Raw genomic sequence first — 26,584 nt, forward strand, 5'->3', positions numbered from 1 at the left:
TTGAAGAATAGCACAGATGGCATAGGTTTCACATAAGAAAAAAGAACGATTTTCTACAAAAGTGTCCAAATTGAGGCATTTATTTCCGTTTTTCCAACCGAAGTGACGGTTACGTCATCATTTCCCGGGAAAGGAAAATATCTGGCGCTGAATACCTCTTCTCCATCATTCAAAAACAATTCAATGGAGGATGCATCCAGAAAGAGCTGCACGGAATGCAGCTCGCTGATGGCGCAGCATCTCTTTTCTTTTTCTTCTCCGCTGAAAGCGGTGCGCTCCAGCACAGCCAGCCCCTCTTCCTGATGAAATATAAACCGGGCCGCGCCCCGAATTGAGATTTCAAAACCGGATTCGCAAGTGATGTCTTCCAGCAGCACTTCAGCCCGGGACGCATCTTTCACCGGGAGGCTTACAGACGAGCAATTCAATTGAAGACGGCGCTTTTGTTCATCCGTGCGGCGCGATTTCATTTCCGGAAGCGGGCGCTGTATGATTCTGCCGTTGGACAGTGACAGCTGTCTCGGCATCGTTAAGCAGTGAATCCAGTGATACGCATGTGTCGGATGCTTGTCCTCATGCTGATCCGGAACGCCCATCCACGCGAACAGAATCCTCCGTCCCTTATCATCTTCCAGCGTCTGCGCCGCATAAAAATCAAATCCTCTGTCAAGCTCCGTAAATTCACCATGCTTAAATTCTGGCGGCTCTGTATGCAGCCTGCCGAGGAAATAGCCCGCCTGATGGCTGTTATGATATTTTATCCCGTCGGCTTCAAGCCCCTGCGGACATACGAGCAGCACGTCGGTTCCGTCAAGGGAAAACAGGTCGGGACATTCCCACATATAGCCGAATGACCCGAGACTGCCGGAGTCCGCCCCCGCAATCGCACCGAGAAACGTCCAATCCGTCAGGTTCTCTGATGTGAACAATACAGCGCTTCCGGTGAGCTTTTCTGTCTGCGCGCCGAGCACCATGTAATACGCCCCGTCCCTCTCCCACACCTTCGGATCACGGAAATGAGCGGTATAGCCTTCCGGGAGACGCGCGACGACTCCTTTTTTATCAAATACGATCCCGTCTTCGGATACGGCGAGGCATTGATACGTTTCCCGATTTCCTTCTCCGTCACGGACATTGCCTGTGTACATCAGGCAGAGCCGCCCGTCTTTTTCGATGGCGCTTCCGGAATAACAGCCGTTTTTGTCATACCACTCACCCGGCGCAAGCGCGATTTCTTCCTCTTTCCACTCAACGAAATCCTTCGTCGTCACATGCGCCCAAAATTTCGCGCCGTGCCCCGTATGAAATGGCTGCCATTGAAAAAACAAGTGATATGCGCCGTTCCATTGGATGACGCCGTTCGGATCATTTAAAAGCCCGACCGGCGGCATAACATGATAGTTCTGGCGGTATGGATCTGACGCAACTGTTTCTTGCCGCTTCTTTTTCGCTTCCTCAGCCTGCAGGCGCAGCTCTTGATCCGGTGTCCTCATTTGACGGCCTCCTTTTCTTTAGCTCCCATAATGTAAGCGGCAATAAACGCCGAAACAGAGGCGATGCCCATTCCGATCAGATAGTTTATAAGATTTCCTAAACCGAGCGGAGCCGTGATGGCAATCATCGGAATTCCGGTCAGACCGTAAGCATTGGCTGCGACACCGGTCACCACGACATAGGCCCCCCCCAGCGCTCCGCCGATCATTCCCGCGATAAACGGCTTCCGGTACCTTAGGTTCACACCGAAAATAACTGGTTCGGTTACGCCGAGAAAAGCGGAAAATGCGGCAGGCAGAGCGATTTCTTTCATTTTCGCTTTTTTCGTCAGGAAAAATACAGCCAGTCCCGCCGCGCCCTGAGCGACATTCGCCATCGACCAGATAGGAAGGATATAGTTTCTGCCCAAATCAGCGATGAGGCCGGCCTCAATCGCATGAAAGCTGTGATGCACACCTGTGAGCACAATAAGCGGATAAAGACCGCCGAAAAGAAGTCCGGCAACAATGCCCGCGTGATCATACACATATGTCAGCGAGACGGTAATGCCTGATCCGATCGCCCTGCCAAGCGGACCGATTGCGATAAAGGTAATAAATCCTGTGACAATCACCGTGACAAACGGCGTGACCAATAAATCGAATGCGTGAGGCACCATTTTTCTCGTGCCCTTTTCCACTTTGCTCATAATGTAAACGGCTAACAGTACGGGGATGACCGTCCCTTGGTAGCCGAGCAGCGCAATGTCGAAGCCGAAGAGCTGCATAAAATCAGGCGATGCATCCGCAAGCCCCCACGGATTCAAAAGCGCCGGATGGATCATAATTCCCCCCAGCACGGCACCGAGATAGGCATTACCGCCAAATTCCTTCGCCGCGCTGAACCCGATGAATACGGGCAGGAAGATAAACGCCGCGCTTGAAAACATGTCTAAAAGCTTAAACAGCGATGATTGTTCAGACACCCAGTGGAAAGCCTTCATCATGCCGAGCAGCCCCATTAAAAGTCCGCTTGCCACGATAGCCGGAATGATGGGAACGAATATGTTAGACAGTGTTTTCGCAAATCTTGCGGCCGGATTCAGCTTTTTTTTCGCCGCGTCCTGATGTGTCTCACGATCCTCCCGCCCCAAATCGGCTTCTTTTGAAAAAGCGTCATACACTTTATTCACAAGGCCGGTACCGAATATAATCTGATATTGCCCCGAGCTGCTGAAAGCCCCTTTTACTCCTTCTGTCTCTTCAATATCGGCCTGGCTGACCTTCTGTTCATCTTGAATGACGAGTCTGAGCCGTGTGGCGCAATGTGTCGCGCTGATGATATTTGATTTCCCTCCGATATGTTTGATAAGCTGTTTTGCCGTTTCTTGATAATTCATGATGTATCCCCCTTTCTAAAATCAAAAAAGACCTAAAATTCGCCAACGAAAAAGGTCAGCATGATCCCTTTTTCATGTACGCAAATTTTAGGTCTTGCCTGCATTACCAGTCACAATCCCGCCGATTCAGTTTTTTAATGCGCTTTCATTTTATTTCATGATAGCGCTTTCGTCAATATGTTTTCAAAAAAAAAGTCTGTTTCTCGAAACAGACGCGTTATTCCGGGTTTTTTTGCAGACGCTGGACATGCAGCGTAATATAGCCGGCCTCGGATTCCGGCAGTTCCAAATCATATTCATTTTTTAAAAACGCCGCCAGTTCAAGCGCACACCGATAAGCAAACGGATACTTTTTTTGGATGAAATAAAGCATCTCCTCGTCCATGGAATGGAGTGCTTCATTTGAGTCCAACCGGCTGACCGCATACCGCAAGTGCGTGACGAGGCGCTGATAGGAAATACTGTCTTCATCCACCTTCTGTTCGAAAAAGGATTCGATCTTTTCGATCATTTCTTTGATCATGGTTGTATGCTTCATCGCCGAATACATGCTTTTGGCATCAGCCTTAGCAGTGTGGATATGAAGCGCGATATACCCCGCCTCATCATCAGGCAATGATATACCGAGGGTTTGTTTCACGTGTTCAACCGCCCAGCGGCCGATTTCATATTCTTTTTTATAAAGCGCCTTAATTTCATGAAGCAATCGGTTATGCACCTGAAGGCCGTTTTGAATCCTTTCGATCGCAAAGGATAAATGGTCCGCCAGCGCAATGTGGATGTGATCGTTCAAAGGTGCCGCAAGCTCTCCCTCCGCATGGCTGATGATATCTTCAGCCGCCTCTATATGCTCTTCGGGAAGCGTTTCTAACACTTGTTTGAACTTTTCATTTTCGTCGTGCACGACAAATATTTTTTCAATTTTATGTTTTTGAATCACATCATTTTTTCTCTTTTGAAAAGCGATTCCGGGACCCATTACGATCTTTTCCCGTCCGTCTTCTTTTATTAACGCCGCATTGTTATTTAATACTTTGTCTATTCTCAAGAGGTTCGCTCCCGTTCATATGTTTAGTGGGATTGTACCCTCTTTTTCATATGATGTAAAGGTGCCGGACCCGCGCGCTCCCGTTTCGGCAATTCTTTGCGGACAGGCATCCATCGGTTTTTATCCAGCCTGCCGCGGGCCGATTTCGTTTCATCGGTCAAATCCGCCGATCGGACACGGCTCACAAACGAAAAAGCCCCAGCCGTCCGCTTCGCTTTCTTATGATAAGCCGCTTGGTTTCCGTACACGGCGGCTAATGGATATCTTCCGTTACCCGGCGCCATCCAGTTCATCAGAAAGACCATCCACACCCGTAAAGATACTAGCAAACGTTTCATTGCAAATCATCCCTCCGCTTCTTTTTGACAGACAGCTTGTTCGCAGGCCTGTTTTTCTCTCCGCTTTAACGGAAAAGGCGGCCGATCCTTCTCCGCTAAAAACTAGCGGGTCTAGCAACCCTATGACTCTATGATAGACGCGGCCGGGCGAATTGTTTGTCACAATATGAGTGAAAAAACAAACTAGTTTTCAGAAGTTTTGTTGAAAGCTGATGGAAATGACCTGAAAAATGGAAAAGCCGATAAAAAAAGTTATACACACCTTATCCCTTGTTTAAGCACAGCTTAAACACAGGGTATATCCACATATCCACAAACTCGATCTATATTTTGTATAGGAACACTCGTTCCCAACAATATATATACACAATTTTATTCAGTTATACACAGGATTCTGTGTATAACTCCCTCCTTATTCACAGACCAATTTCCATAAATGAGTCATATGTCACAAGGATTATTTTGAATTTTCAAGAAATATATACTAGATTTCTAATTCAGATAAAGAAAAAGGGGGAAACACGATTGAAAAAAGGAATCATCCGTTATCTGCTTCCGGCTTTTGTCTTATCCTTTACCTTATCCACAAGTTCACAGGCTGCGCCGGCTTCAAAACCGCAAACTCCTGATCTTGAGAAGGCTGAGGTGTTCGGTGACATTGATATGACCACCGGCAAACAAACGACAGTCATCGTCGAGCTGAAGGAAAAGTCACTGGCGGAAGCAAAGGAACTCGGCAAAGCACAGACAAAAAGCAAGCTGAAAAGCGAACGCTCAAAAGTGAAAAAGAAAGCGCTCAAAACCATTAAACACGGAAAAATCAACAGGGAATATGAGCAAGTGTTTTCCGGCTTCTCCATGAAACTCCCGGCAAATGAAATTCCGAAACTGCTGAGTGATCAGGATGTCAAAGCGGTTTATCCGAACGTCACCTATCATACCGATCAGCTGAAAGATAAAGACATGACCCTATCTAAGGATGCCGTGTCTCCGCAGATGGATGACAGCGCGCCTTATATAGGGGCAAGTGACGCGTGGAAGCTCGGCTATACGGGGAAAGGCGTCAAGGTGGCCATTATTGACACCGGTGTCGAATATAAACACCCTGACTTAAAGAAAAATTTCGGACAATATAAAGGATATGATTTTGTGGATAACGATTACGATCCTGAAGAAACGCCGTCCGGTGATCCGAGAGGCGCGTCGACTGACCACGGAACTCACGTCGCGGGCACGGTAGCGGCAAACGGAACGATTAAAGGCGTCGCACCGGATGCTACACTCCTTGCCTACCGTGTGCTCGGTCCGGGCGGAAGCGGAACAACGGAGAACGTCATCGCCGGCATTGAACGCGCCGTACAGGACGGAGCGGATGTCATGAACCTTTCTCTCGGCAATTCTGTGAATAACCCGGACTGGGCGACAAGCACGGCGCTTGACTGGGCGATGGCAGAAGGCGTCACGGCCGTTACATCAAACGGAAACAGCGGGCCGAACAATTGGACCGTCGGCTCTCCGGGAACGTCCAGAGAAGCTATCTCCGTCGGAGCGACACAGCTGCCGCTGAACGAGTACGCCGTCTCCTTCGGTTCCTATTCCTCAGCGAAAGTAATGGGCTACAACAAAGAAGATGACATAAAAGCACTGAATAAAAAAGAAACAGAGCTCATAGAGGCGGGTATCGGCGAGCAAAAGGATTTTGAAGGCAAAGATCTGAAAGGAAAAGTCGCGGTCGTCAAACGGGGCAGCATCGCCTTTGTGGATAAAGCAGACAACGCCAAAAAAGCGGGCGCGATCGGTATGGTTGTGTATAACAATGCTCCGGGAGAAATTGAAGCCAATGTACCGGGCATGTCCGTGCCGACGGTTAAGCTTTCATCAGAAGACGGCGAAAAACTCGTCAGCCAATTAAAAGCGGGCGGCACAAAAGCGACATTCCATTTATCCGTCGCTAAATCGCTCACTGAACAAATGGCAGACTTTTCGTCACGCGGCCCGGTTATGGACACGTGGATGATTAAACCTGACGTCTCCGCTCCCGGCGTAAACATCGTCAGCACCATTCCGACCCATGATCCGGCCGACCCGTACGGCTACGGATCGAAGCAGGGAACGAGCATGGCTTCTCCGCATGTAGCCGGCGCAGCTGCCGTCATCAAGCAGGCCAAACCGAAATGGAGCCCGGAACAAATAAAAGCCGCTCTCATGAACACGGCGGAAACCTTAACGGACGCGGACGGTGACGTATACCCGCATAATGCGCAAGGCGCCGGAAGCATCAGAATCATGAAGGCGATCAAAGCAGACTCCCTTGTCGCCCCGGGAAGTTATTCTTACGGAACGTTTATGAAAGACAAAGGCAATGAAACGAAAAAAGAAACCTTTACGATTGAAAACCAATCGTCCATCAGAAAATCATATCAGCTCGAGTATTCTTTCAACGGCACGGGCATTACCGTTTCGGGCACAGACCGGGTCGTGATCCCCGCTCATCAAACCGGAAAGGTCAATGCGAAAGTAAAGGTCAATGCCAAAAAAGTAAAGGCGGGCACCTATGAGGGAACCGTCACAGTGCGTGAAGGCGGAAAAACAGTCGCAAAAGTGCCGACGCTGCTGATTGTAAAAGAGCCGGACTATCCGCGCGTGACGTCAATCGACGTACAGGACGGCACAACGCAGGGAACCTACCAAATTGAAACCTATCTTCCGGCGGGAGCCGAAGAGCTTGCCTTCCTTGTATATGACAGTAATCTTGACTTTGTCGGCCAAGCCGGCATCTACAAAAAGCAGGATAAAGGCTATCAATATTTCGACTGGAACGGCAAAGTCAATGGTGACACCGCACTGCCGGCAGGAGAATATTATATGCTGGCCTATGCCGCAAACAAAGGGAAATCAAGCCAGGTGCTGACTGAAAAACCTTTTATCATTGAATAACCGAACAACCCTGCTGGAGCATCAGCAGGGTTTCTTTCTGATTAATCGGCAAAAGCTTCTCGAAGCAGGCGGTATGATTGAAGTTTATCTTCAAAATGATGAGTAATGGTTACAGCCATCACTTCTTCCGTTCCGTATGCTTTACTGAGAGCCAGAATCTGTTCTTTCACTTGCTGCTTCGTTCCGATGATCATTCGATTCCGATTATCGGCAATTCGTCTTTGTTCATACGGTGTATACGTATTTCCGCGGACGGTTTCGTAAGACGGTACGCCGTGAAGCGGAATCCCCTGTTCACCCGCAAGCAGCGTATAATCCATGACGGCCGCGAGTTCCTCCGCTTTCTCCTCCGTGTCCGCGCACAGCACAAACACCGCCACGGCTGTTTTTGGTTCTTTTCCTAATAGAGAAGGTTTAAATCTGCGCTTATATTGTGCTGTCGTGCTTTCTCCGCCTTCTCCATTAATAAAGTGGGCAAACATATAGCCTGCTCCCATTTCTGCACTCAGAAGCGCGCTTTCCCCCGATGAACCGAGAAGCCAGACTTCCGGCGCCGTCTTAATAAGGGGTGATGCGGTCAGATTCGGAAAACGGTGATTGTCATCGGCTGCATCATGCAAATACATCGCCAGCTCACGAATCTGCTGCGGGTATTGATCAGCACTACGCTTCCCGCCGTCATTCAGCGCCCATGATGCGATCGGCATTCCGCCCGGCGCTCTCCCTAATCCGAGATCGATTCTGCCCGGCGTCAACCCTTCAAGCACGCGGAAATTCTCCGCCACCTTATATGCGCTGTAATGCGGAAGCATGACACCGCCCGAGCCTACACGAATCTCATTCGTTTTCGCCGCAATATGGCTGATCAGCACTTCAGGGCTTGAACCCGCCAACCGCTCTGAAAAATGATGCTCTGACACCCAAAACCTCTTATATCCGAGCTTTTCCGCCTCCTGCGCCAGTCTTACTGTATTCCGCAGTGCACTTTCCGCAGAACACCCTTCTGATACAGGAGATTGATCCAATATACTTAATGAAATCATCACTGTCACCTCATCAACATCGTACCACTGCTAAGCCGTTTTTTCTTTCTGTATGCTTATAAGCATCCCTGATGATAAACATTTATATACCTTGTTCCATTTTGTCGAAATATGTTACACGTGAAACATAAAAAAACCTCTCCCGGTCAGGAGAGGTTTTTTCTTAATTCTTTTGAAAACCTTTATCTTTTACATATTGATTTAAATAGGTTCTCGGTTTTTGTTTCATGAACTGCAGGATTTGATCAGACCACGTTTCAACCCGCTTGCCGTTTGTCCGTTTATCATAATAATCGGAAATGGTTTCATCATATTCCTTCATATAACTGCGGAAGTTTTCTTCATTCGTATCGTACGTGTTTTCATGATATACGGCTTGTTTCGGCAGGCGCGGCTTTTGACCGGACGGATGAGCGGGATGACCGACTACCAAGCCGAACAGCGGCAGCACATGGTCAGGTGTTCCAAGCACTTCCGTCACCTGATCAAGTTCATTTCGAATGCCTCCGATATAACAAATGCCGAGTCCCATTGATTCCGCGGCAACACTTACATTTTGTGCGGCAAGTGCGGCATCAATAACGCTGACCATAAACATTTCCGTATTCTCAAGAAGCTCGGTAATGTTTTCGCCTTTTTCCTCAGCAAGTTTTTTATGACGGTACAAATCAGCGCAAAACACAAACAAGTGCCCGTTATTTTCGACGTAAGGCTGGTTTCCGGCCAGTGCCGCCAGCTTCCGCTTTTTCTCTTTATCGGTTACACCGATGATGGAGTAAGCCTGCACGTAACTGGACGTTGACGCCGCCTGGGCGCTTTTCACTAATGTATCTATCTCTTCTGCTGTCAGAAGCTCGTCAGTAAATGATCGGATCGACCGATGATTAAGTATGGTTTCGATGGTATTGTTCATATATAAAGCCTCCTTCCGGTTTATAGTATCCCATTGGGCGTAAAGTTAAAAGCAACACGACTCAATACAACCAAAATTGATATTTAAGATTACACTAACACCCCGTTTTTTAGAGTAACTATACGATCACATTTATCTGCAACTGTTTGATCATGGGTTACTATAACTAAGGTTTTGCCTTTTTCTTTGATTTTCAAAAATAAATCTAAAATAATTTCTTCTGTTTTTTCATCTAATGACCCTGTAGGCTCATCAGCTAAAATAAGTTCTGGTTCGTTGATTAACGCTCTTGCTATTGCGACTCTTTGTACTTGTCCGCCTGATAATTCTTTTGGAAATTTCGAGTAACAATCTAAAATCTCCATTTTACCCAGTAAATCAAAAACTTTCTCTTTTATCTCTTTTTTAGTTTTTTTTGAATAAATTAATGGTAAAGCAACATTTTCAAAGACGTTCTTTTCTTCAATAAGCACATAATTTTGCAGAATAAATCCTATATTATTTTTTCGAAAGTCACCAATCTGCCTAGTATTCAAGTTTGTAATATCGCTATCTTTAAATATATAATGACCGCTATCAGCTCTCTCAAGCCCTGCCATTATATGAAGTATCGTAGATTTCCCAGTACCGCTCCGACCCATTACAGCCAGCATCTCCCCATTCTCAATTTCCAATTTTATGTTTTTTAATACCTCTTTTTCTATACTTCCATCCCTATAATTTTTCTTAATATTTATTAACTCAATCATTTTACACCTTCCCTTTTAGAACTTGTGAAAAATTCATTTTTCTCAATTTCACATAGAGAGGAGTTAATCCAAATACACTAATAATTATACATAAGCAAATCATCATTAAATAATAATACAAAGGCATAACTCCAACTAAAAACATAAATACAAAAACAATAGTGAGACAGACAAATAAAATCAAAAATACCTCAGCAAATATATATGAAAATATTCTATTAATTGAAGCACCAGAAATTAAATGTAATAAGTATTTTCTTATATTAAGATTCCATTTGATACTAATTGAAAGTATGATAGTCATGATGCAAAAAAAGAATGATACAGCACAAACAGTGATCATTAATTCTTTATTTTGATTAACCATAGATGAGATCATTTCAACCCCCAGACCATTTGCACCAATCACAGTGTATTCAAAAAAGTTAGAGTTGTTCGAAATACTATTCATTATTTTTTTTATTTGTAAATTATCTTTTGTAGTTAGGATTTGTCCATTGATTAATTGCAGATAATGCCGTTGTTGAAAAGTTAACTCTGATTGTGAAACCGGCGTTTCACTTATGTTCATATCAGGAAACACTATATAACGATCAATATAGAACTCCATTTCATCACGTACTGGAATAACTGAATTTCGATCTAGAATACCGATTACTTTTCCATTGAAAGTCTTATCTATATAATCCAAGCGAATTGAATCACCAACTTTGTATATATTTTGATAAGCAGACCCTAATATCACAGGTATTACTCTTTCTTTTGTATATATGTAGTCTTTTTTCGAAAAAAAAGAGCCCTTTTTCATTTTAAGATTAGCAACTGAAAACACCTTATCATTTAATTGTACTGATTTAACTAGTTGATACTTTCCCATTTCTTTATCTTTTGAATACGGTTCCTCAGTAGATCCATATTCATAACCGTCTAAAAAAGTAGCATCACCTTTAAAGTTTTTGACACCAATGGGTTGAAGTGTGGTATTCAAATACTTAAAATTATCATTTCTAATTAATTCCCCATAAAATCTCTTTAGCTTTAAAAGATCCTTTGGATTGGAGAAATATTTTTCTTCCTTTTCATCAAATAAAGTATCTGATAACTGATAAATATTTTTCCCTTTTAATTGAGCATAAAAACTTTTTGTTTTTGTGTCTATATTGCTCACTTGTAAAAAAAGAACTGATATGAGCAAAAAAAATAAACAACCTAATACTAATATCAATATAGAAAATACTTTTTGCTTAGCTAGACTTTCTTTTAATTCTATCAGAAGTTGATTCAATTACTACTTCATCACCTTTAAAGTTTTTTTATTATTGTATGAATATATATATATTGAAGATACCATGGAAAACATTGCAAATAACGTTATATACAATTCAAATAAAATTGTATGAATTATATGATAGTTGTTAATATATATTCTATAATCGAATAGTATAAACACTGAACTACAAAATACTAATGAAAGTGACATAATAAATATGTATTTTTTCAAAAGCGAAATAATAATCCTTTTTTTCTGAATCCCAATAAGTACTTGAATAGCTATATTTATTCTCTTTTTATATAGCCAGTACAATGCTATCAAAAAATTTTTTATAAGAACTATTCCGATTAGTACAATTGCAACTCGAAGTGAATTTCTATCTTGATCAAGAATACGACTCGTACCTCTTTCTTCTGCATCTATTTGATTAACTTCAATCTTATTTTTATGTTTAAATTCATTATATACTTTTTTTATATTATCATTTTCCCCATCAAGGACATAACTTCCTCCTACTTGAGGATCAAAAGCATCAAGGTTTAGGTAGACCATTTTATCTAATCTAGTTTTGTACTCAGTGCCCATTATGCCCACAACTTTATAACAATCGCCATTGTAAAAGTAGCACTTTTCCCCGTTTTTATTCACTGTATAATCCACGTTCCTACCCACAATAGATATTTTTTTATTTTTATAGTAATCAGACTCTCTAAAAAACCTTCCTTTAATAAGTGGAGGCCTTTCAACATTTCCAAAAGTTATCATCCCTCGTATATCTTTATCGTTTTCATCAAGGTTCTCTTTGTAGATAACATAGTCATTTGTATTTGCTTTATTGAGAATCTTTGATAATTTCAGATCAGGCGGTGAATTTTCAGCATTTATAAAGAAATGTATACTTTCTTTACTATAGTAATTGTTAGTTATTTTGTTCATATTGTTCTGCTCAATGACAAAATTTAAAGTGAACAATATTAACAGAAAAGTTAAACTTAGAAATAAAAACAAAAAAATATCTGTTATAGTTATTTTTTTTCTCAACAAGTTTTCCCATCCCTCCTTCTATTTAAATTAACAGCCAATATAAAAGGTATATTGGCTGTTTTGGTATATTCATTTAACTTCCGTAAAAAGTTTTCGCTTTAGCAAAATCTGCGGTTGCCCAAGGACTAGTTGCTTTCGTATGATCTTTACCCCACTTTCTACCGGAATCGGTTTGTACTGCTCCGGTGATTGGCCATACTATTTGCGCCCTTGTATAATGATATTTCCCTTTCCAAGTTGTTTCTCCGACTGCTCTTTTGTATAAAACATTACTTCCAGCCTTAGTTTCAGACCATCCCTTGTGCTTAGCACTTGCTGCGTTAGCATCCTGAATTAAGAATAATAGACAAGGAATTAAAACAATAGATGTTAGGAAACCCTTAAGTTTTCTTGACATATTAATCCACCTCCTTTTTATAAATTCTACACCATAAGGATATTTTTGTAAACATCAGATCTATCTTTTTCTTAAATTCACTTTAGTAATTATTTAGATATTAAGTATAGTATTCTTATCCTTCAACCCTATTTGAAGTTAATATGATGTTAGTGCATTTCTGAAATATTAAATTAAACCATGACTTAATTTTAATGTAAATAAGCTTGTCAGCAAAATCGTTAGATTTGGTGACAAGCTTATTTTAAGAGCCAACTTTTAACTTTATATCTATTTATAAAACAAGTATCTCTTGTACTTAGTCAAATGAACCTTGGCATTGTAAACAATTCCAAACCCTATTAATGTAGATAAGATAGAGCTACCTCCATAACTTACAAAAAGCAGGGGAATCCCAGTAACCGGCATTATCCCGATGTTCATCCCAATGTTTTGAAATGTATGGATAACAATAAGTGCAGTAAATCCTACGCAAAAAAACGCGCCAAATCGGTTAAACGCATGCAAGCGGTCAATCAGCACCACAAGCCTGTAAATTAAAAAGAAAAACATGACAACCGCAATGGCGCAGCCTAAAAATCCAAAACTTTCACCCAAAATCGCAAAGATAAAGTCGGTCTGTCCCTCAGGTACGTACACCTTCAGATTATGAACGCCGTTTCCGGTAATGCCGCCCGATCCGATCGCCATAACGGCCTGATCCACCTGCCAGCTTTTATCGCTCTCTGCCTGAGTCGTTGCCGCACTGGAGTCAGACATCCACGATGTAATCCGGTTAATTTGATAATCCGCAATGCCGATTGAATTCGCCACATGGGGAAATTCAATCACGAGAACTAAGAAAAGACCAAGCACAAGCGCGGCCGAACCGCCGATAATGGTGATCAGCTTCCAGTTTACACCTGACATAAACACCATCACCATAACGATAAACAGACAGATCGCACCCGTTCCGGCATCCTGCAAAACGATCATCCCGATCGGAATAAACGTCCATGCCGCAATTTTCAAAAGCAGATTGACATCTTCCCGAAGTGATCTTTGATCTTTCGGGCCCGCCTTCGATATAATGGACGCGACCATCATCATAATTCCTATTTTCGTAAACTCAGAGGGTTGGAGAGTGAAGCTGCCGATTTTAAACCAGCTTTTCGCTCCGTTTTTAATCGGCGCGATGGATTCCGGCGCCACACGCAAAAGGAGCAGCGACAGCACGCCGGCAATCAATACGTACAGACTCAATTTCTCAAGCTGCTCTAAATCAAAATACATGATACTGACCATGAGACCGGCTCCGATGACATAAAAGACGATCTGTCTCATCCAGGCATTACTTCCGTACTGCCCGAACTGTCCGGCCGCATAAATGGCAACGACACTAATTATTAAAAACACACCAAATATAAAAATCAAATCCCCCTGATAATAGGGACTTTGCTGTTTCTTATATCGACTCATTCTATCCCGCCTTACATTTTCATCGGAAGTCACTATTGTTTATTATACATGAACACCGTTCAAGAAAACATGATGAGGTTGCTTCCTTTTTATTTTTTACGGTTTGGGGACTACACGACATATGACGTGTCAGAAAAGGAAATGTTTCGGTCATGATGAAACTTTTCCGATAAAAAACCCCTTCTCGTCAGAAAAGGGGTTTCAGTCTATGTTTAACGTCATAAACAAGCTGTTCGGGTCCTCTTTATAATGTGCAAACGGATCACAATATTGAAACCCTGCTTTTTCATACAGGCGTCTGGCGGGGAGAAAAGCCTGCATAGAACCGGTTTCTAAGCTGATCCGCTGGTAACCCCGCCGCCTTGCTTCTTCAAGCATATGGCGGAGGATCCGGTTGGCTGCGCCTTTTCTGACATGATGCGGAGCCGTTTTCATTGATTTGATCTCACCGTGCCGGCTGTTTAGCTCCTTTAAGGCGCCGCGCCGGTCCGCATTGAGCGCGTGTATACTTTCCGGGGGAGAATGCATGGTCATGCTCTTCAGATGCTCCTGCAAAAGCGCAATGACGTCCGGCGCTGTGACATCGTCTTTTGTTATGTCCACTTCAAACCCACCCTCGCTGTGCATGTTTTCTTTGAACATAACAAAGGTTCACAGCCTGTGCCATTACCTTGTCCGGAAATGTGACAGGGTATTTGATCTTTCCGGTTTCTTGTACCTATCCAAAAATGAGGCAATAGTTGCAATACATTTCTCGAAAAAGCGGTATCAAAAATTGGAAAACATGGTATAATAATTGTAACAAAATGTTCAAAAAACGACCACAAAACAGACACATTTTATTCTCTGTATTTCATTTTGGAAACGCTCCCATAAAATGAAAGGAGACATGTAAGATGGACATGTTTTTTGCTTATTTACTGGTCGCAAGCGCAACACCCCTCTTTATCTGGCTGGATAACAAAAAAGTCGCTCTTTCGGCCATACCGCCAATTATTCTCATGTGGGTTTTCTTCTACTTTTACGCAACCAGCAGCCTGTCCCCTCTCGGCCACACACTCATGATCATCCTGTTTGCCGTCAACGTCATCGTTGCCCATATCGCCGCCTTTATCATTTACGGCCTTCCGCGCCTGCGCCGGAGAAGAAGCCAATAAAAGAGGCACAAAAAACCCTCTTCGCCTGAACGAAGAGGGTTTCTTTTTATTCCTGATGTTCGGAATGTTGCTTCGCACCGCCAGGAGGGTTTCCATCCATATGGTCACCGTGATGGTAGTGCGCCGCAAAGATCCAGATGGAACCAAGGATGATAACAATCGCTCCGAAAAATCCGAAGAGCGTGTTTCCGACTTGAATTCCGCCGTTTTCGCTTTCTGTCATGTGCATGAACATGAGAAGCTGAAGACCGGCTTGGATAAATGCGAATCCGAAAATGATCCAGAGTTTTGCTGATGGGCTTAATTCCGTATATACCGCAACCCAAAGGGCCAGCAGGGTCAGAATAATAGACAACGCAAAACCTACGATATGCTTCCACGGAAAGTGGCTGTGTTCAGCAGATTTGTTTGCCATATTATAGTCCCCCCAATCCGATGAGATAGACGCCTGTAAAGATGAAGATCCAAACAACGTCTAAGAAGTGCCAGTATAAACTTGAGATAAAGATTTTTGAAGACGTCTGCGGCGTTAATCCGCGTTTCTTCAATTGCAGTAAGATGCCGGCAATCCAGAAGATACCGATCGTTACGTGCGTTCCGTGCGTTCCCAGAAGGACGAAGAATCCAGACCAGAAAGCACTTGTACCGAGAGATGCTCCTTCATGTACATAGTGGATGAACTCGTTAAGCTCACATCCGACGAAGCCCGCGCCGAGAAGAAGCGTAATGATCGTCCAAATGACGACGCCTTTTAAACTTCCGCGACGCATTTCATGAACAGCGATCCCGCAGGTGAAACTGCTGATCAGAAGCAGGAATGTCATGATCATGACAAGCTTCACTTCAAATAATTCAGCCGGTAAGACTCCTCCTGCTGTTCTTCTTTGAAGAACGAAGAAGGTTGCAAATAGTGTTGAGAACAACACAATCTCTGCCCCTAAAAAGATCCAAAACCCGAGAATATTGAGTCTGCCGGTTTCAGATTGATATTCCATAGGCGCGTTAGAATTGCCGTGTTCTGCATGTTCCATAAATCACGCCTCCTTTATTCGGAAATCTTTCTTTCCGTCTCTTTTATTTCTTCAACAGGTATATAGTAGCCATTGTCATATTCAAATGAACGAAGCACCATGCAAAGCAGAATGCCGATCAAGCCGACAATGCCCATCCAGAACCATTCAAATACAAGTCCGAAGCCTGCAATACCGAACGCCACTGACATAATAAGCGGTCTTCCGGAGTTGTGCGGCATATGGATTTTCTTGAACTTGCTTTCCGGATGAATATCCGTTTTGTCTTCTTTCAATTGCAGGTACGCATCTTGAGATTTCACTTCAGGAAGCACCGCAAAGTTGTAATGCGGCGGAATCGCAGATGAAGTCGCCCACTCAAGCGTACGTCCCACGCCCCATGAATCTCCGCTGATCTCGCGAGTAGAGTAGCGGAAGCTGTAGTAGATGTTGTAGCAAAGGATTAAGAATCCGACACCCATCATGAAGGCTCCGACAGTTGAAATAAAGTTCAATGCAGTCCATCCGTCATTCGGTCCGTATGTGTAAATACGGCGAGGCATACCTTGCAGCCCCAAGAAGTATTGAGGGAAGAAACATACATTAAATCCGATCATAAAGATCCAGAAGAACCATTTTCCGATTCTTTCGTTCAGCTTGTGGCCGAACATTTTCGGATACCAGAAAATAAAACCTGCGAAACATGCAAATACCGTACCCGCGATCAGCACATAGTGGAAGTGAGATACGAGGAAGTACGTATTATGGTATTGATAATCCGCTGCAGCCATCGCAAGCATAACCCCTGTTACCCCGCCGATAACGAAGTTCGGGATGAACGCAAGCGCCCACAGCATCGGTGTTGTAAAACTGATTCGGCCTTTATACATCGTAAAGAGCCAGTTAAAGATTTTAACCCCGGTCGGAACCGAAATCGCCATCGTTGTAATCGAGAAGAAAGAGTTAACAGACGCACTGTTCCCCATTGTGAAGAAGTGGTGAGTCCATACAAGGAAACTCAGGACGGAAATGGCGATAATTGAGCCGACCATCGCTTTGTAACCGAATAACTGCTTTCTTGCAAACGCTGAAATAATTTCAGAGAAAATACCGAATGCCGGTAAGATAACGATATATACTTCAGGGTGTCCCCAAATCCAGAACAAGTTAGCCCAAAGCATCGGCATACCGCCGGCTTCCAGCGTGAAAAAGTGAGCGCCGAACAAACGGTCAAATGATAACAGCGCCAATGCCACTGTCAAAACAGGGAAGGCGAATACGATAATAACCATTGTAATCAGCGTCGTCCATGTGAACATCGGCATACGCATCAGCGTCATGCCTTTCGTACGCATTTTCAGGATCGTCACCATAAAGTTGATACCCGTCATCAGCGTACCGATACCGGCAATCTGAAGACCGAGCAGGTAGAAGTTCTCACCAGGCCCGGGACTCATGTCGTTGCTTGCCAGCGGCATGTAACTCGTCCAGCCTGCGTTCGGAGAACCTCCGATAACGAAAGAAATATTGAAAAGCATCGCACCTACGAAGAACGTCCAGAAACTCAGGTTGTTCAAGTAAGGGAATGCTACGTCGCGCGCACCGATCTGCAAAGGTACGACAACGTTGATCAGACCGATTAAAAACGGCATCGCCATGAAGATAATCATGATCGTACCGTGAGTCGTAAAGATCTCATTATAGTGGTTTGAGTCTAAAAAACTGTTATTAGGAAGCGCTAACTGGGCGCGCATCATCAAGCCGTCGACCCCGCCGCGGAACAGCATGATAACAGCAGAGATAATGTACATGATTCCAAGTTTCTTATGGTCTACAGACGTAAGCCATTCAGACCAGAGCCATTTCCACTTTTTGAAGTATGTGAGTACAACGATGATAGCAATAGTGGAAAGCGCAATGGAAACTTGTGCGCCCAGAATTAATGGGTCACCTGTTACAAAAAATTCATCCCATCTCAATTTCATTCGGGCTTCCTCCTTTCTTGTTCAATTTCAATCTTGTTTATCGTCGGATACTTTAAATTCGTTTTTCTTTACATTTTCCCACGGATCTGTTTTAGAGTGCGGTGATACGGCTTTGTAGCCAAGGCGTTTGCGCGCCTCCATCGCATATTCGGCATCTTGGCCGTGGTCAACGTATTTTAAGTGTGTAGAAGAGAACGTTAATTTTCCGACATTCTCCGGAAGCATCAGTTCGTCATACTTCTCTTTCGTCAGCTTTGGAGAATCGCTTTGGGCTTTTTTCACCCAGCTGTTAAAGTCTTTTTGCGTAACAGCTTTTACGTTGAATTTCTGGTCGGCAAAGTGTTCGCCGGTGAAGTTCGCGTTGCGGCCTTCATATGTTCCCACTTTGTCAGCCTGTAAGTATTGATCCATCAGCATTCCCGCCATCGCGTATTTTTGTCCCCCAAGCTGAGGAATCCATAGCGATGCCATTGAATCGGCTGAAGAAATTTTAAATAAAACCGGACGGTCTACAGGAATGTTCAGGTAGTTAACCGTCTCAATATCCTGCTCTGGGTAGCTGAATACCCATTTCCAGTCTACCGAAGTAGCATAAACAACAAGAGGCTCTTTATCCTTTGTCGCTTCAGGCGCTTTTTCTAACGAATATATCGTCTGTACGGTAGGCACAGAAAGTGCAATAACAATTAAAATTGGGATCACTGTCCAGACTACTTCTAAGAACGTGTTGCCGTGCATCTCGGGCTTGTAATTTCCGCTGTCTTTGCCTTTGCGGTCGCGGTATTTCACTAAAATGATTGTAAATAGTACGAATACGACGCCGACAATGAACAGCATAAATCCGATTGACAAGAGAATCAGATCTTTCTGCTGGTCTGCTACAGGTCCTTTCGGATCTAAAACGGAAATGTCGCTGCATCCGCCCAGTACGAAAACAACAGCCAACATCGCTAATAAAAGTAACGGTTTAAATGCTCTGAACAAGAAGATCACCATCCTTCCTATTGATGTAGTGAATCTGAAATGTACTTTCTCAAAATCTTTTCTCTATCTACCTTGTTATGCTATCAAAATCTGCCCTTATTAGCTTTATTTTTTTCTAAAGTTCATCTTTTTTTCGACCTAATGTCACAAAATCGTCAAAAAATGCATGAACTTTTTCCACTTGCGCAAATCAAACATAAAAAGTTTTAGATCATTTAGCATATATAGAGAAAAAAGATAGTGAGAACGAATAATACCAAATAAAGGTTTACCATAATAAAAATCGCTGGTCAACAAAAAGTTTCATTTTGTTAAACATTCTACAAAAGAAATATTTTTTCCTTCGCTCACACCTTTTCACACGGTTTCCATTTTAACGCAACGCATTGTGAAAAAAAAGACCGGAACGCGCCTTGAGTATGTTCATTATAAAAAACGCATTCATATGTTTAATATGGACAAAACGAAGGAAACATATAGGCATAAATAATAAAAAATAGGAAGTGATATTTATGAGTTTTATCGTATCTCTGATTGTCGCTATTATTATCGGCTGGATCGGAAGTTTATTTGTAAAAGGCAGTATGCCCGGAGGAATCATCGGGTCAATGATCGCCGGTCTGATCGGCGCATGGATCGGGCACGGACTGCTCGGCACATGGGGTCCTCACCTTGCCGGCTTTGCCATCATTCCGGCAATCATCGGAGCTGCGATCGTGGTATTCTTATTCAGCCTGATCGCCAGAAGCAGAGGATAAAAAAAAGCCTCGTCCCTTATGGGATGAGGCTTTTTTCCGGTAGAGCGCCCAAATGGCGGATAAACCGCCGGAAAGCCGCTCTGCCTTCTTCTGTCTGTTTAAAGACGCCGGCATGCTCCAGTATCCGCGCAAAGGCATGGCCGATTTCCTCTTTCAGAATCTGTTCCGCGTTTTCTTTCGTTATCTTCCGCTTATGCAGCACACTGAGCGCCCAATCTTTATGCTTTGCCGCAGAAGGGCCTGCCGTTAAGACCGCTTCCGGGTCCGGTGAGCACAGCGCTTCAGCCGTGTATTTCATTTCTTGTTCAAGGCGGCCCGGCAGAATCGCAAGCCCCATTACCTCAATCAGTCCGATATTTTCTTTTTTCAGGTGATGAACTTCCTGATGGGGATGAAAAATTCCCAGCGGATGCTCATCAGAGGTGCGGTTATTTCTGAGGACGAGATCTAATTCGAATAAACCGTTTCTCCGCCGGGCAATCGGCGTAATTGTATTGTGCGGTGTTTCTCCTGAAAAGGCGAGGAGATCAGCCGCCTCATCGGAATAACCGCGCCACGCCCGCAGGATGGCATCCGCCGCGCCGGAAAGCTCAGACGCGCTCCCGCTTTGCAGGCGGATGACCGACATCGGCCACTTCACAATTCCCAACATCGTTTTCGGATAGTCAGGCAGCCTGTACCGCCTTTCTGTCTCCGCCCGCGCCATCGGGAATTCATAATTGCCCCCCTGAAAATGGTCGTGGCTTAAAATACTGCCGCCGACAATCGGCAGGTCAGCATTGGAACCGAGAAAATAATGAGGATACTGGCTGACGAATGACAGCAGCCGGTCAAACGTTTTTTTGCTGATCTTCATCGGTTCGTGCCGGTCTTTCAAAACGATGCAATGCTCCCGGTAATACACATACGGAGAAAATTGCAGAAACCACTGCTCATCGCCGAGAATTACCGGAATGACACGAAGGTTTTGACGCGCCGGGTGATCGGGTCTCCCCTCGTACCCGACATTTTCTTTACAAAGAACACATCTCGGATAATCGGATTGAGGCTGCTCTTTGGCAGCGGCAATTGCTTTCGGATCTTTTTCCGGTTTTGAAAGGTTGATCGTGATGTCCAGCTTTCCGTAAGCCGTCTCAGCCGTCCACCCGACATTCCGCTGTATTCTGTCCGAACGGATATAATACATATCCTCTGAAAATCGGTAAAACGTCTTTGTCGCCTGCTCCGGCCCGTGCACCGCCTTTGTTTCTTCAAAACGACGGACAATCTCGGACGGCTGCGGGGCAAAGCAGCCCATGATCTTCGCGCTCAGCAGGTCGCGATAGGTGTCTGTATCGGCTGCAATCCGGCCCGTTTCTGCCGCCCATTCATAAATCGGGGACAATATGTCCGGCAATGATGCCGCCGATTCATTTTCTTTCTGTTCTGAAACCTCCGGATGGGTGATATGCAAAGCTTCATATAAACGGTTTCTTGTATATTCAATATCAAGATAGGAAATCAGCTCTTTTTGCAATCCGTACTGGATTAAACGTTCCACGTGCCGCTCAATTGCCATCGTCATCCCCCTTTAGTTCTCTCGCTCCGGCTCCGACATCCGCCGTGTAAAAGTCAGCTTTTCTCCCTGTCTTTTCCTCATAGCGGGCCCCTGCCGTTTCAATAAAATCCGAAACCGCATCGTCCTTGACGATACTGACTGTACAGCCGCCGAAACCGGCTCCCGTCATCCTTGATCCGATCACCCCGCCGTGGCGCCAGGCCGCTTCAGCCAGTGTATCCAGCTCATGACTCGTCACCTCGCAGTCATCGCGTAAAGAGAGATGCGAATCCCTCATTAATTCACCGATATGATGAAGCTGATTGTTACTGAACATGTCGGCGGCCTCTATTGTGCGGTGATTTTCATAGACGGCGTGTTTTGCCCGGCGTCTGTTCACTTCATTCTGAATCAGCTCCGCATGGGCGTCAAAAGCGGAAGGGGTCAGTTCTCCCAGTGATTGAACGGAAAGATGCTTCTGAAGATCACAAAGCGCTTCCCCGCACTCCTTGAGCCTCGTATTATAGCCTGAGTCTGCAAGCGTTCGTTTTTTATTGGTATTTGCAATAACGATCGACAGCCCCGACAGCCCGAGTTTTGTATATTCAAAACTGAGCGTCCCGCAATTCAGCAGAATCGCATGATGTTTCTTTCCCATTCCGATGGCGAATTGATCCATCATTCCGCAGCTGACGCCGATAAAGGAATTTTCCGCCGTCTGAGCGAGCTTCACCAAGTCGGGCATATCCGCCTCAAGCTCATGGCATTCCTTGAGAATGACCGCCGTGACAAGTTCAATCGAAGCCGAAGATGACAGCCCCGCGCCGTTCGGGATGTTTCCCCAGAACACAATATCGAAGCCGTGCGGAAGGGAAAAACCGCTGCCCAGACATTCCGCCATGACCCCTTTCGGATAATTGGCCCACCCGTCCTCTTTTTGATAGCGGATATCATCGAGACTGCATTCCTTTATGCCCGCTTCTTTAAAATTATGAGAGTACATTCTGACGAGCCTGTCCCCTCTCTCCCGGACAGCTGCATATGTACCGATTGTCAGCGCGCACGGAAAGACGTGGCCCCCGTTATAATCCGTATGCTCTCCGATGAGATTCACTCTGCCGGGCGCAAAGAAAATGCGCAGGTCCTCCGATTCCCCGAATACATCAGCAAACGCTTTCTTTATTTTGTGCTTCATACGCATCCCCTTTCACCATTACACTTTCCCCCGGGGCGCGGAAAGAAACCGTTATGACACGCCCTCTTCTTTCGCTTTTCTGAAGACAATCCACTTGCTGGCCGCATAGTTGACGACTACGATAATGACGTTATCGGCGATTTTCGCCAGCGTTTCGTTCATATGAAATTGACTGACCAGAAGAATCATCATGGCGAGATCGATGGCGAGAGACAATACCCGCACGCTGAAAAAGGCCGTCAATTCTTTCATCAGACTCCGCATCCCCGCGGTCTTTTGCTGAAATACATACAGTTTATTCGTGACATATGCAAATAGAACGGACAGAACCCAAGCAGCGACAGTCGCCGCCTTATAATCCATCTCAAATGCCGACGTCAGAATGTAAAAACTGACGATATTCACGATGGTCGTGAATATCCCCATAATGATATACATCATAATTTCTCTGTAACGCATGGCAGTTCCTCGCTTTCTGAAAGACTTTTCTAAACCTTTTGTCAAATCAAGAAGAACGTTACCCTGATTTTCTGCCGCTGACAAAAACATAAAGCGCGTCAAACATGCTGCGGAAAGTAACCGGCCTTCCCAGCACATTGGATTGCTTAATCATCCCGTCGATGAGCGCGCACATCATTTTAGCGGTATGCTCGGTATCTATATGGTCTTCTATTAAATTTCTCGATTTGAGCCAATTTATGTACATAGTGCTTTCTTCTATCCATAACTTATAAAGACGGATATAAGCTTCATATTCACTGACGACTTTGTAAGTAGGCATATGAACGGCAAAAGACACAACATTCCAGGCAGGCTTGCTGTTTACAAACCGCATCAACAGGCTGGCCGCGCTTGCCGCAGCTTCACAAAGCGTCAACGGCCGCGCGGTTTGCTTTTCTAATTCGTCGAGATAGCCGGTGATGATCCTTTTTTTAATCTGACGCCTGTCTAATAAATGCTTCAGAAAATCTTCCTTGCTTTCAAAATGAACGTAAAACGCGCCTTTGCTGAAACCCGCCGCTTTACTGATGTCATCGATTGAGACTGAATCGTAAGCTCTTTCAATCAGGAGATGAAGGCCTGCGTCAATAAAACTTTCAAATGTTTCTTCTCTCTTAATTTGAAATTTGTTTTTTTTCATTTTTTACCCCAGCTGTTTGATCATTCACTTTATCTTACACCGAATCATTCTTTTGCGGTATTTTTTATGCAAAAAGAATATGCTAGTCGACGCTTTGAGGGTATATGTTAATAGGTCATATGATTTATTTTTATTTGCATACTATCCAGTCAGTATTTATTTGTTTATTATTATATGTAAGAATTCTTGAAGGATTTTGGTTATTTCAGTCATTTTCTTAGGGAATAGGTAGGTGAATTCATCTTCAATTTGGGATTACCGGCCAACTATGTGTGATATTTGTTATACATTGGCTGCTGTAGCTGGGCAAATCAATTTTTCAATTGGAGGTTCTTATGAAAACTCATGTAATGAAAGATATAGATCAAGATTGGCAATTGTTAATTCAAGAGGCTAGAATCATGGGTTTGCACATTGACGATGTGAGGCGCTTCTTAAATACTGAAAAAGCGGTGAAGAAAAAAACACCAATGAAAAACACCATCCGCCAGCGGTAAGATTTACAGGCGGATCCTTTTACTATATGACCTGCCACAGTCCGCCCGCACCCGAGTTTTCAAAGGAACATCCGCAATAAGAGGGGAATCAGAGAACAAACCGTATACCGGACAACCATTCCCGTCCGCATTCCGCAATTGAACAGCCAAACATGGTGATATGAGATCCCCCCGCTGCATATCTTGTGTATATGCCCATTTATGAGGTGATACACAGATGGATACGAATCCCTATTATGATGAAAAACAACAGAACTACTACGAAGGCCTGAATCCTTATTTATTGAACAAAATAGACGAAAACTGGCGGACAGTGCTTGATGTCGGCTGCGGCACAGGCAATTTAGGAGCGGCGATCGAAGACCGCGGAATAACGGTTTACGGCATTGAAGCGTATCCCGAAGCCGCAAAAAAGGCGGAAAGCAAATTGAGCCACGTGCTTTGCGGCGACATTGAATCCGCCATTCTTCCGTACGAATCAGAGCAATTCGACTGCATGCTGTTCGGGGACGTTCTTGAGCATCTTGTCGACCCCTGGTCAGTGCTGAAAAAGCTTCGTCCTTATGTAAAAAAAGACGGCACGGTGCTTGCATGCATACCGAATGTCGGCCACATCTCAGTGGTGCTGGAGCTTTTAGCCGGCAAATGGACTTACAGTGACGCCGGATTAATGGATCAGACCCACCTGCGTTTTTTTACCCGGGAAGAGATGCTTTCATTATTTAAAGCCGCCGGTTATGAGGTGAAACGCATTGAGGCGATCCGCGTTGATCACCCCACTTATCACAAAGCCATCGCATCATTGCACGAAGTATGCGTACAGCTTGGCATAAGGCATGACTTTATGACAGAAGCATCGGCCTATCAATATGTGATTGAGGCCGAGAGGAGCATGTAATGGATTCACATTCATTTCTGTTTGTCGTCTGTGTGAATGACGAGTCGCTGTACTCCCGGTGCAAAAGCCATATCATGCAGCTTACCGTCCCCCCTTCATACTCCGTTGATATCATGCCGATATACGATTCAGCAAGCATGGCCTCGTCCTACAACAAAGCGCTGAAACACCCCTCCAAATATAAAATTTATCTGCATCAGGATACCTTTATCATTCATCAGCATTTCCTTCATGACATGCTTCATATCTTTCAATCTCATCAGGAGCTCGGCCTTCTCGGTGTCGCCGGCTGCAAAACCCTGCCGCCGAACGGCATTTGGTGGGAAAGCGGAGAGCGGATGGGAAAAGTGATTGAATACCGGGGGAATGCTTATCATCCGCTGGACTTTGAGCACGGTGATGAAGACGGCCTGTTTACGCCCGCTGACGCCATTGACGGCTTGTTAATGGCGGCTCAATATGACGTGGAGTGGCGGGAGGATTTGTTTCGCGGCTTTCATTTTTATGACACATCACAGTCGCTTGAATTTCAAAAACACGGCTATCAAGTCGGCGTCGCCTGCCAAAAAGACCCTTGGTGCCTTCATTTTTGCGGCGACTCATTTGACGTCGCGGCATATGAAGCGGACAGACAAACATTTGTCAAACACTATATGGCAAAGCCCTCTCGCTGATCGAGAGGGCTTTTTACGGGTTAACATTTATTCAGTTCCCGCTCAATGATTTGTTCAAAGGTTTCCTTTCCCGCCGCGCCAGGGATTCTCTCATCGCCGATGGTAAACGTCGGCACTGCCGTAATGCCGGCTTCCTCATAAGCATGGCGGAGCGCTTCCTGCTGTACGTGTCTGTACGCTCTTGTCTCAAGCGCCTCTTTGAAGGCAGCACCGTCAAGTCCCGCTTCTTCCGCAAGCTTTGTCAGCACGCCAACGTCACCGATATTTTGTTCTTCCTGAAAGAACGCCTGAAAAACGCGTGTATGGTATTCGCTTCCTTTCCCATGTTCCTTTGCGAAATGAAAGCCTTCAAATGCCAAATCCGTGTAAGGATGCGGTGACACGCGGGGGAACGTGATGTCAACGCCTAACGACTGCGCCATCGGCTCAATGGAGTTTTTCCACATCTGCCGCTTGGCGGGATCATTCACCGGATCAAGTTTCGGCGAGGGGCTTGGACGCAATTCAAACGGCATCCATTCCACCTGTACGTCCTTGTCCTTGATTGCTTCTTCAAACGCCGCTTTGCCGACAAAGCAAAACGGACATACATAATCAGAATATACTTTAATCTGCAGTGTCATTGTAAGTCTCCTTTCCTATTCATTTTAAGATGTAACATATATAGTTACAAGTG

The 26,584-nt window shown here is 44.6% G+C and carries 27 protein-coding genes; 6 read left to right on the forward strand and 21 right to left on the reverse strand.

The window, feature by feature from the left end:
* Nucleotides 1-53 precede the first annotated feature (53 nt).
* The 4 genes from U2H13_RS18685 to U2H13_RS18700 form a co-directional block, all read right to left on the reverse strand.
* Nucleotides 54-1,493 carry a sucrose-6-phosphate hydrolase gene (locus U2H13_RS18685; protein ID WP_154817767.1) on the reverse strand — a complete coding sequence of 480 codons (1,440 nt, stop codon included), beginning with the start codon at nucleotides 1,491-1,493 and terminating at the stop codon, nucleotides 54-56.
* Nucleotides 1,490-2,872: a sucrose-specific PTS transporter subunit IIBC gene (locus U2H13_RS18690; RefSeq protein WP_154817768.1), complete on the reverse strand. Its 1,383-nt coding sequence runs from the start codon at nucleotides 2,870-2,872 to the stop codon at nucleotides 1,490-1,492. Before U2H13_RS18690 ends, U2H13_RS18685 begins: the two co-directional genes overlap by 4 nt.
* Before the next feature lie 217 nt (nucleotides 2,873-3,089).
* Nucleotides 3,090-3,920 (reverse strand): PRD domain-containing protein, encoded by an 831-nt coding sequence (locus U2H13_RS18695; RefSeq protein WP_003150954.1) that lies wholly within the window; start codon nucleotides 3,918-3,920, stop codon nucleotides 3,090-3,092.
* A 23-nt stretch (nucleotides 3,921-3,943) separates the two neighbouring features.
* Nucleotides 3,944-4,258, reverse strand: coding sequence for a hypothetical protein (locus U2H13_RS18700; protein ID WP_003150952.1), 315 nt, complete (start codon nucleotides 4,256-4,258; stop codon nucleotides 3,944-3,946).
* Nucleotides 4,259-4,783: 525 nt separating this feature from the next.
* On the opposite strand from U2H13_RS18700, the gene U2H13_RS18705 reads away from it, so the two are divergent.
* Nucleotides 4,784-7,195 carry a S8 family serine peptidase gene (locus U2H13_RS18705; protein ID WP_021494750.1) on the forward strand — a complete coding sequence of 804 codons (2,412 nt, stop codon included), beginning with the start codon at nucleotides 4,784-4,786 and terminating at the stop codon, nucleotides 7,193-7,195.
* Between the two features lie 41 nt (nucleotides 7,196-7,236).
* On the opposite strand, the gene U2H13_RS18710 is transcribed toward U2H13_RS18705, so the two are convergent.
* The 8 genes from U2H13_RS18710 to U2H13_RS18745 all read right to left on the reverse strand — a co-directional run bounded on the left by U2H13_RS18710 (nucleotide 7,237) and on the right by U2H13_RS18745 (nucleotide 14,675).
* The gene (locus U2H13_RS18710) at nucleotides 7,237-8,238 is read right to left on the reverse strand and encodes an LLM class flavin-dependent oxidoreductase (protein ID WP_021494749.1); all 1,002 of its coding nucleotides are present in this window, start codon (nucleotides 8,236-8,238) and stop codon (nucleotides 7,237-7,239) included.
* Between the two features lie 163 nt (nucleotides 8,239-8,401).
* The gene (nfsA, locus tag U2H13_RS18715) at nucleotides 8,402-9,151 is read right to left on the reverse strand and encodes an oxygen-insensitive NADPH nitroreductase (protein ID WP_021494748.1); all 750 of its coding nucleotides are present in this window, start codon (nucleotides 9,149-9,151) and stop codon (nucleotides 8,402-8,404) included.
* An 89-nt stretch (nucleotides 9,152-9,240) separates the two neighbouring features.
* The gene (locus U2H13_RS18720) at nucleotides 9,241-9,900 is read right to left on the reverse strand and encodes an ABC transporter ATP-binding protein (protein ID WP_021494747.1); all 660 of its coding nucleotides are present in this window, start codon (nucleotides 9,898-9,900) and stop codon (nucleotides 9,241-9,243) included.
* A gap of 1 nt (nucleotide 9,901) precedes the next feature.
* Entirely contained in the window at nucleotides 9,902-11,185 is a 1,284-nt protein-coding gene (locus U2H13_RS18725; RefSeq protein WP_021494746.1) for a hypothetical protein, read from the reverse strand.
* Nucleotides 11,186-11,188: 3 nt separating this feature from the next.
* On the reverse strand, nucleotides 11,189-12,217 hold the full coding sequence (locus U2H13_RS18730) for a hypothetical protein (protein ID WP_021494745.1): 1,029 nt from the start codon (nucleotides 12,215-12,217) through the stop codon (nucleotides 11,189-11,191).
* Nucleotides 12,218-12,290: 73 nt separating this feature from the next.
* A complete protein-coding gene (locus U2H13_RS18735) occupies nucleotides 12,291-12,614 on the reverse strand; it encodes a hypothetical protein (RefSeq protein ID WP_021494744.1) in 324 nt (107 codons plus the stop codon).
* Between the two features lie 270 nt (nucleotides 12,615-12,884).
* On the reverse strand, nucleotides 12,885-14,072 hold the full coding sequence (locus U2H13_RS18740; protein ID WP_021494743.1) for an FtsW/RodA/SpoVE family cell cycle protein: 1,188 nt from the start codon (nucleotides 14,070-14,072) through the stop codon (nucleotides 12,885-12,887).
* Between the two features lie 201 nt (nucleotides 14,073-14,273).
* Nucleotides 14,274-14,675 (reverse strand): GNAT family N-acetyltransferase, encoded by a 402-nt coding sequence (locus U2H13_RS18745; RefSeq protein WP_376700580.1) that lies wholly within the window; start codon nucleotides 14,673-14,675, stop codon nucleotides 14,274-14,276.
* 293 nt (nucleotides 14,676-14,968) lie between these two features.
* Between U2H13_RS18745 and ywcE the strand changes: the two genes are divergently transcribed.
* Nucleotides 14,969-15,229 (forward strand): spore morphogenesis/germination protein YwcE, encoded by a 261-nt coding sequence (ywcE, locus tag U2H13_RS18750; RefSeq protein ID WP_003150937.1) that lies wholly within the window; start codon nucleotides 14,969-14,971, stop codon nucleotides 15,227-15,229.
* A gap of 46 nt (nucleotides 15,230-15,275) precedes the next feature.
* Here ywcE and qoxD read toward each other — a convergent pair whose 3' ends face one another.
* Genes qoxD through qoxA form a run of 4 tightly spaced genes read right to left on the reverse strand, consistent with a single transcriptional unit; the run spans nucleotide 15,276 to nucleotide 19,217 of the window.
* Nucleotides 15,276-15,644, reverse strand: a complete 369-nt coding sequence (qoxD, locus tag U2H13_RS18755; protein WP_014419185.1) for a cytochrome aa3 quinol oxidase subunit IV — start codon at nucleotides 15,642-15,644, stop codon at nucleotides 15,276-15,278.
* A 1-nt stretch (nucleotide 15,645) separates the two neighbouring features.
* Nucleotides 15,646-16,260: a cytochrome aa3 quinol oxidase subunit III gene (gene qoxC, locus U2H13_RS18760; protein ID WP_003150930.1), complete on the reverse strand. Its 615-nt coding sequence runs from the start codon at nucleotides 16,258-16,260 to the stop codon at nucleotides 15,646-15,648.
* Between the two features lie 14 nt (nucleotides 16,261-16,274).
* Complete coding sequence (qoxB, locus tag U2H13_RS18765) at nucleotides 16,275-18,224, reverse strand: cytochrome aa3 quinol oxidase subunit I (protein WP_014419186.1); 1,950 nt, start codon at nucleotides 18,222-18,224, stop codon at nucleotides 16,275-16,277.
* Between the two features lie 27 nt (nucleotides 18,225-18,251).
* On the reverse strand, nucleotides 18,252-19,217 hold the full coding sequence (gene qoxA, locus U2H13_RS18770; RefSeq protein WP_012118744.1) for a cytochrome aa3 quinol oxidase subunit II: 966 nt from the start codon (nucleotides 19,215-19,217) through the stop codon (nucleotides 18,252-18,254).
* A gap of 503 nt (nucleotides 19,218-19,720) precedes the next feature.
* On the opposite strand from qoxA, the gene U2H13_RS18775 reads away from it, so the two are divergent.
* Nucleotides 19,721-19,966: a GlsB/YeaQ/YmgE family stress response membrane protein gene (locus U2H13_RS18775; protein ID WP_014419187.1), complete on the forward strand. Its 246-nt coding sequence runs from the start codon at nucleotides 19,721-19,723 to the stop codon at nucleotides 19,964-19,966.
* Nucleotides 19,967-19,982: 16 nt separating this feature from the next.
* Here U2H13_RS18775 and galT read toward each other — a convergent pair whose 3' ends face one another.
* The 4 genes from galT to U2H13_RS18795 all read right to left on the reverse strand — a co-directional run bounded on the left by galT (nucleotide 19,983) and on the right by U2H13_RS18795 (nucleotide 23,839).
* Nucleotides 19,983-21,524 carry a UDP-glucose--hexose-1-phosphate uridylyltransferase gene (gene galT / locus U2H13_RS18780; RefSeq protein ID WP_100262084.1) on the reverse strand — a complete coding sequence of 514 codons (1,542 nt, stop codon included), beginning with the start codon at nucleotides 21,522-21,524 and terminating at the stop codon, nucleotides 19,983-19,985.
* Nucleotides 21,514-22,698 carry a galactokinase gene (locus U2H13_RS18785; protein WP_072176916.1) on the reverse strand — a complete coding sequence of 395 codons (1,185 nt, stop codon included), beginning with the start codon at nucleotides 22,696-22,698 and terminating at the stop codon, nucleotides 21,514-21,516. The genes galT and U2H13_RS18785 overlap by 11 nt, the downstream gene beginning before the upstream one ends.
* Before the next feature lie 51 nt (nucleotides 22,699-22,749).
* Nucleotides 22,750-23,136: a GtrA family protein gene (locus U2H13_RS18790; protein WP_025649414.1), complete on the reverse strand. Its 387-nt coding sequence runs from the start codon at nucleotides 23,134-23,136 to the stop codon at nucleotides 22,750-22,752.
* A gap of 79 nt (nucleotides 23,137-23,215) precedes the next feature.
* Nucleotides 23,216-23,839, reverse strand: coding sequence for a TetR/AcrR family transcriptional regulator (locus U2H13_RS18795; protein WP_014419191.1), 624 nt, complete (start codon nucleotides 23,837-23,839; stop codon nucleotides 23,216-23,218).
* 335 nt (nucleotides 23,840-24,174) lie between these two features.
* On the opposite strand from U2H13_RS18795, the gene U2H13_RS18800 reads away from it, so the two are divergent.
* The 3 genes from U2H13_RS18800 (at nucleotide 24,175) to U2H13_RS18810 (ending at nucleotide 25,908) form a co-directional block, all read left to right on the forward strand.
* Entirely contained in the window at nucleotides 24,175-24,336 is a 162-nt protein-coding gene (locus U2H13_RS18800; RefSeq protein WP_003150917.1) for an anti-repressor SinI family protein, read from the forward strand.
* A gap of 217 nt (nucleotides 24,337-24,553) precedes the next feature.
* Nucleotides 24,554-25,234 carry a bifunctional 2-polyprenyl-6-hydroxyphenol methylase/3-demethylubiquinol 3-O-methyltransferase UbiG gene (locus U2H13_RS18805; protein ID WP_014419192.1) on the forward strand — a complete coding sequence of 227 codons (681 nt, stop codon included), beginning with the start codon at nucleotides 24,554-24,556 and terminating at the stop codon, nucleotides 25,232-25,234.
* Nucleotides 25,234-25,908, forward strand: coding sequence for a glycosyltransferase family protein (locus tag U2H13_RS18810; protein WP_014419193.1), 675 nt, complete (start codon nucleotides 25,234-25,236; stop codon nucleotides 25,906-25,908). Before U2H13_RS18805 ends, U2H13_RS18810 begins: the two co-directional genes overlap by 1 nt.
* Before the next feature lie 20 nt (nucleotides 25,909-25,928).
* Here the strand turns inward: U2H13_RS18810 and U2H13_RS18815 are convergent, their stop codons facing one another.
* Nucleotides 25,929-26,531 (reverse strand): DsbA family protein, encoded by a 603-nt coding sequence (locus U2H13_RS18815; RefSeq protein WP_376700581.1) that lies wholly within the window; start codon nucleotides 26,529-26,531, stop codon nucleotides 25,929-25,931.
* Between the last annotated feature and the right edge of the window lie 53 nt (nucleotides 26,532-26,584).

This window comes from Bacillus sp. A1 (genome assembly GCF_042296235.1).
Lineage (GTDB): Bacteria > Bacillota > Bacilli > Bacillales > Bacillaceae > Bacillus > Bacillus velezensis.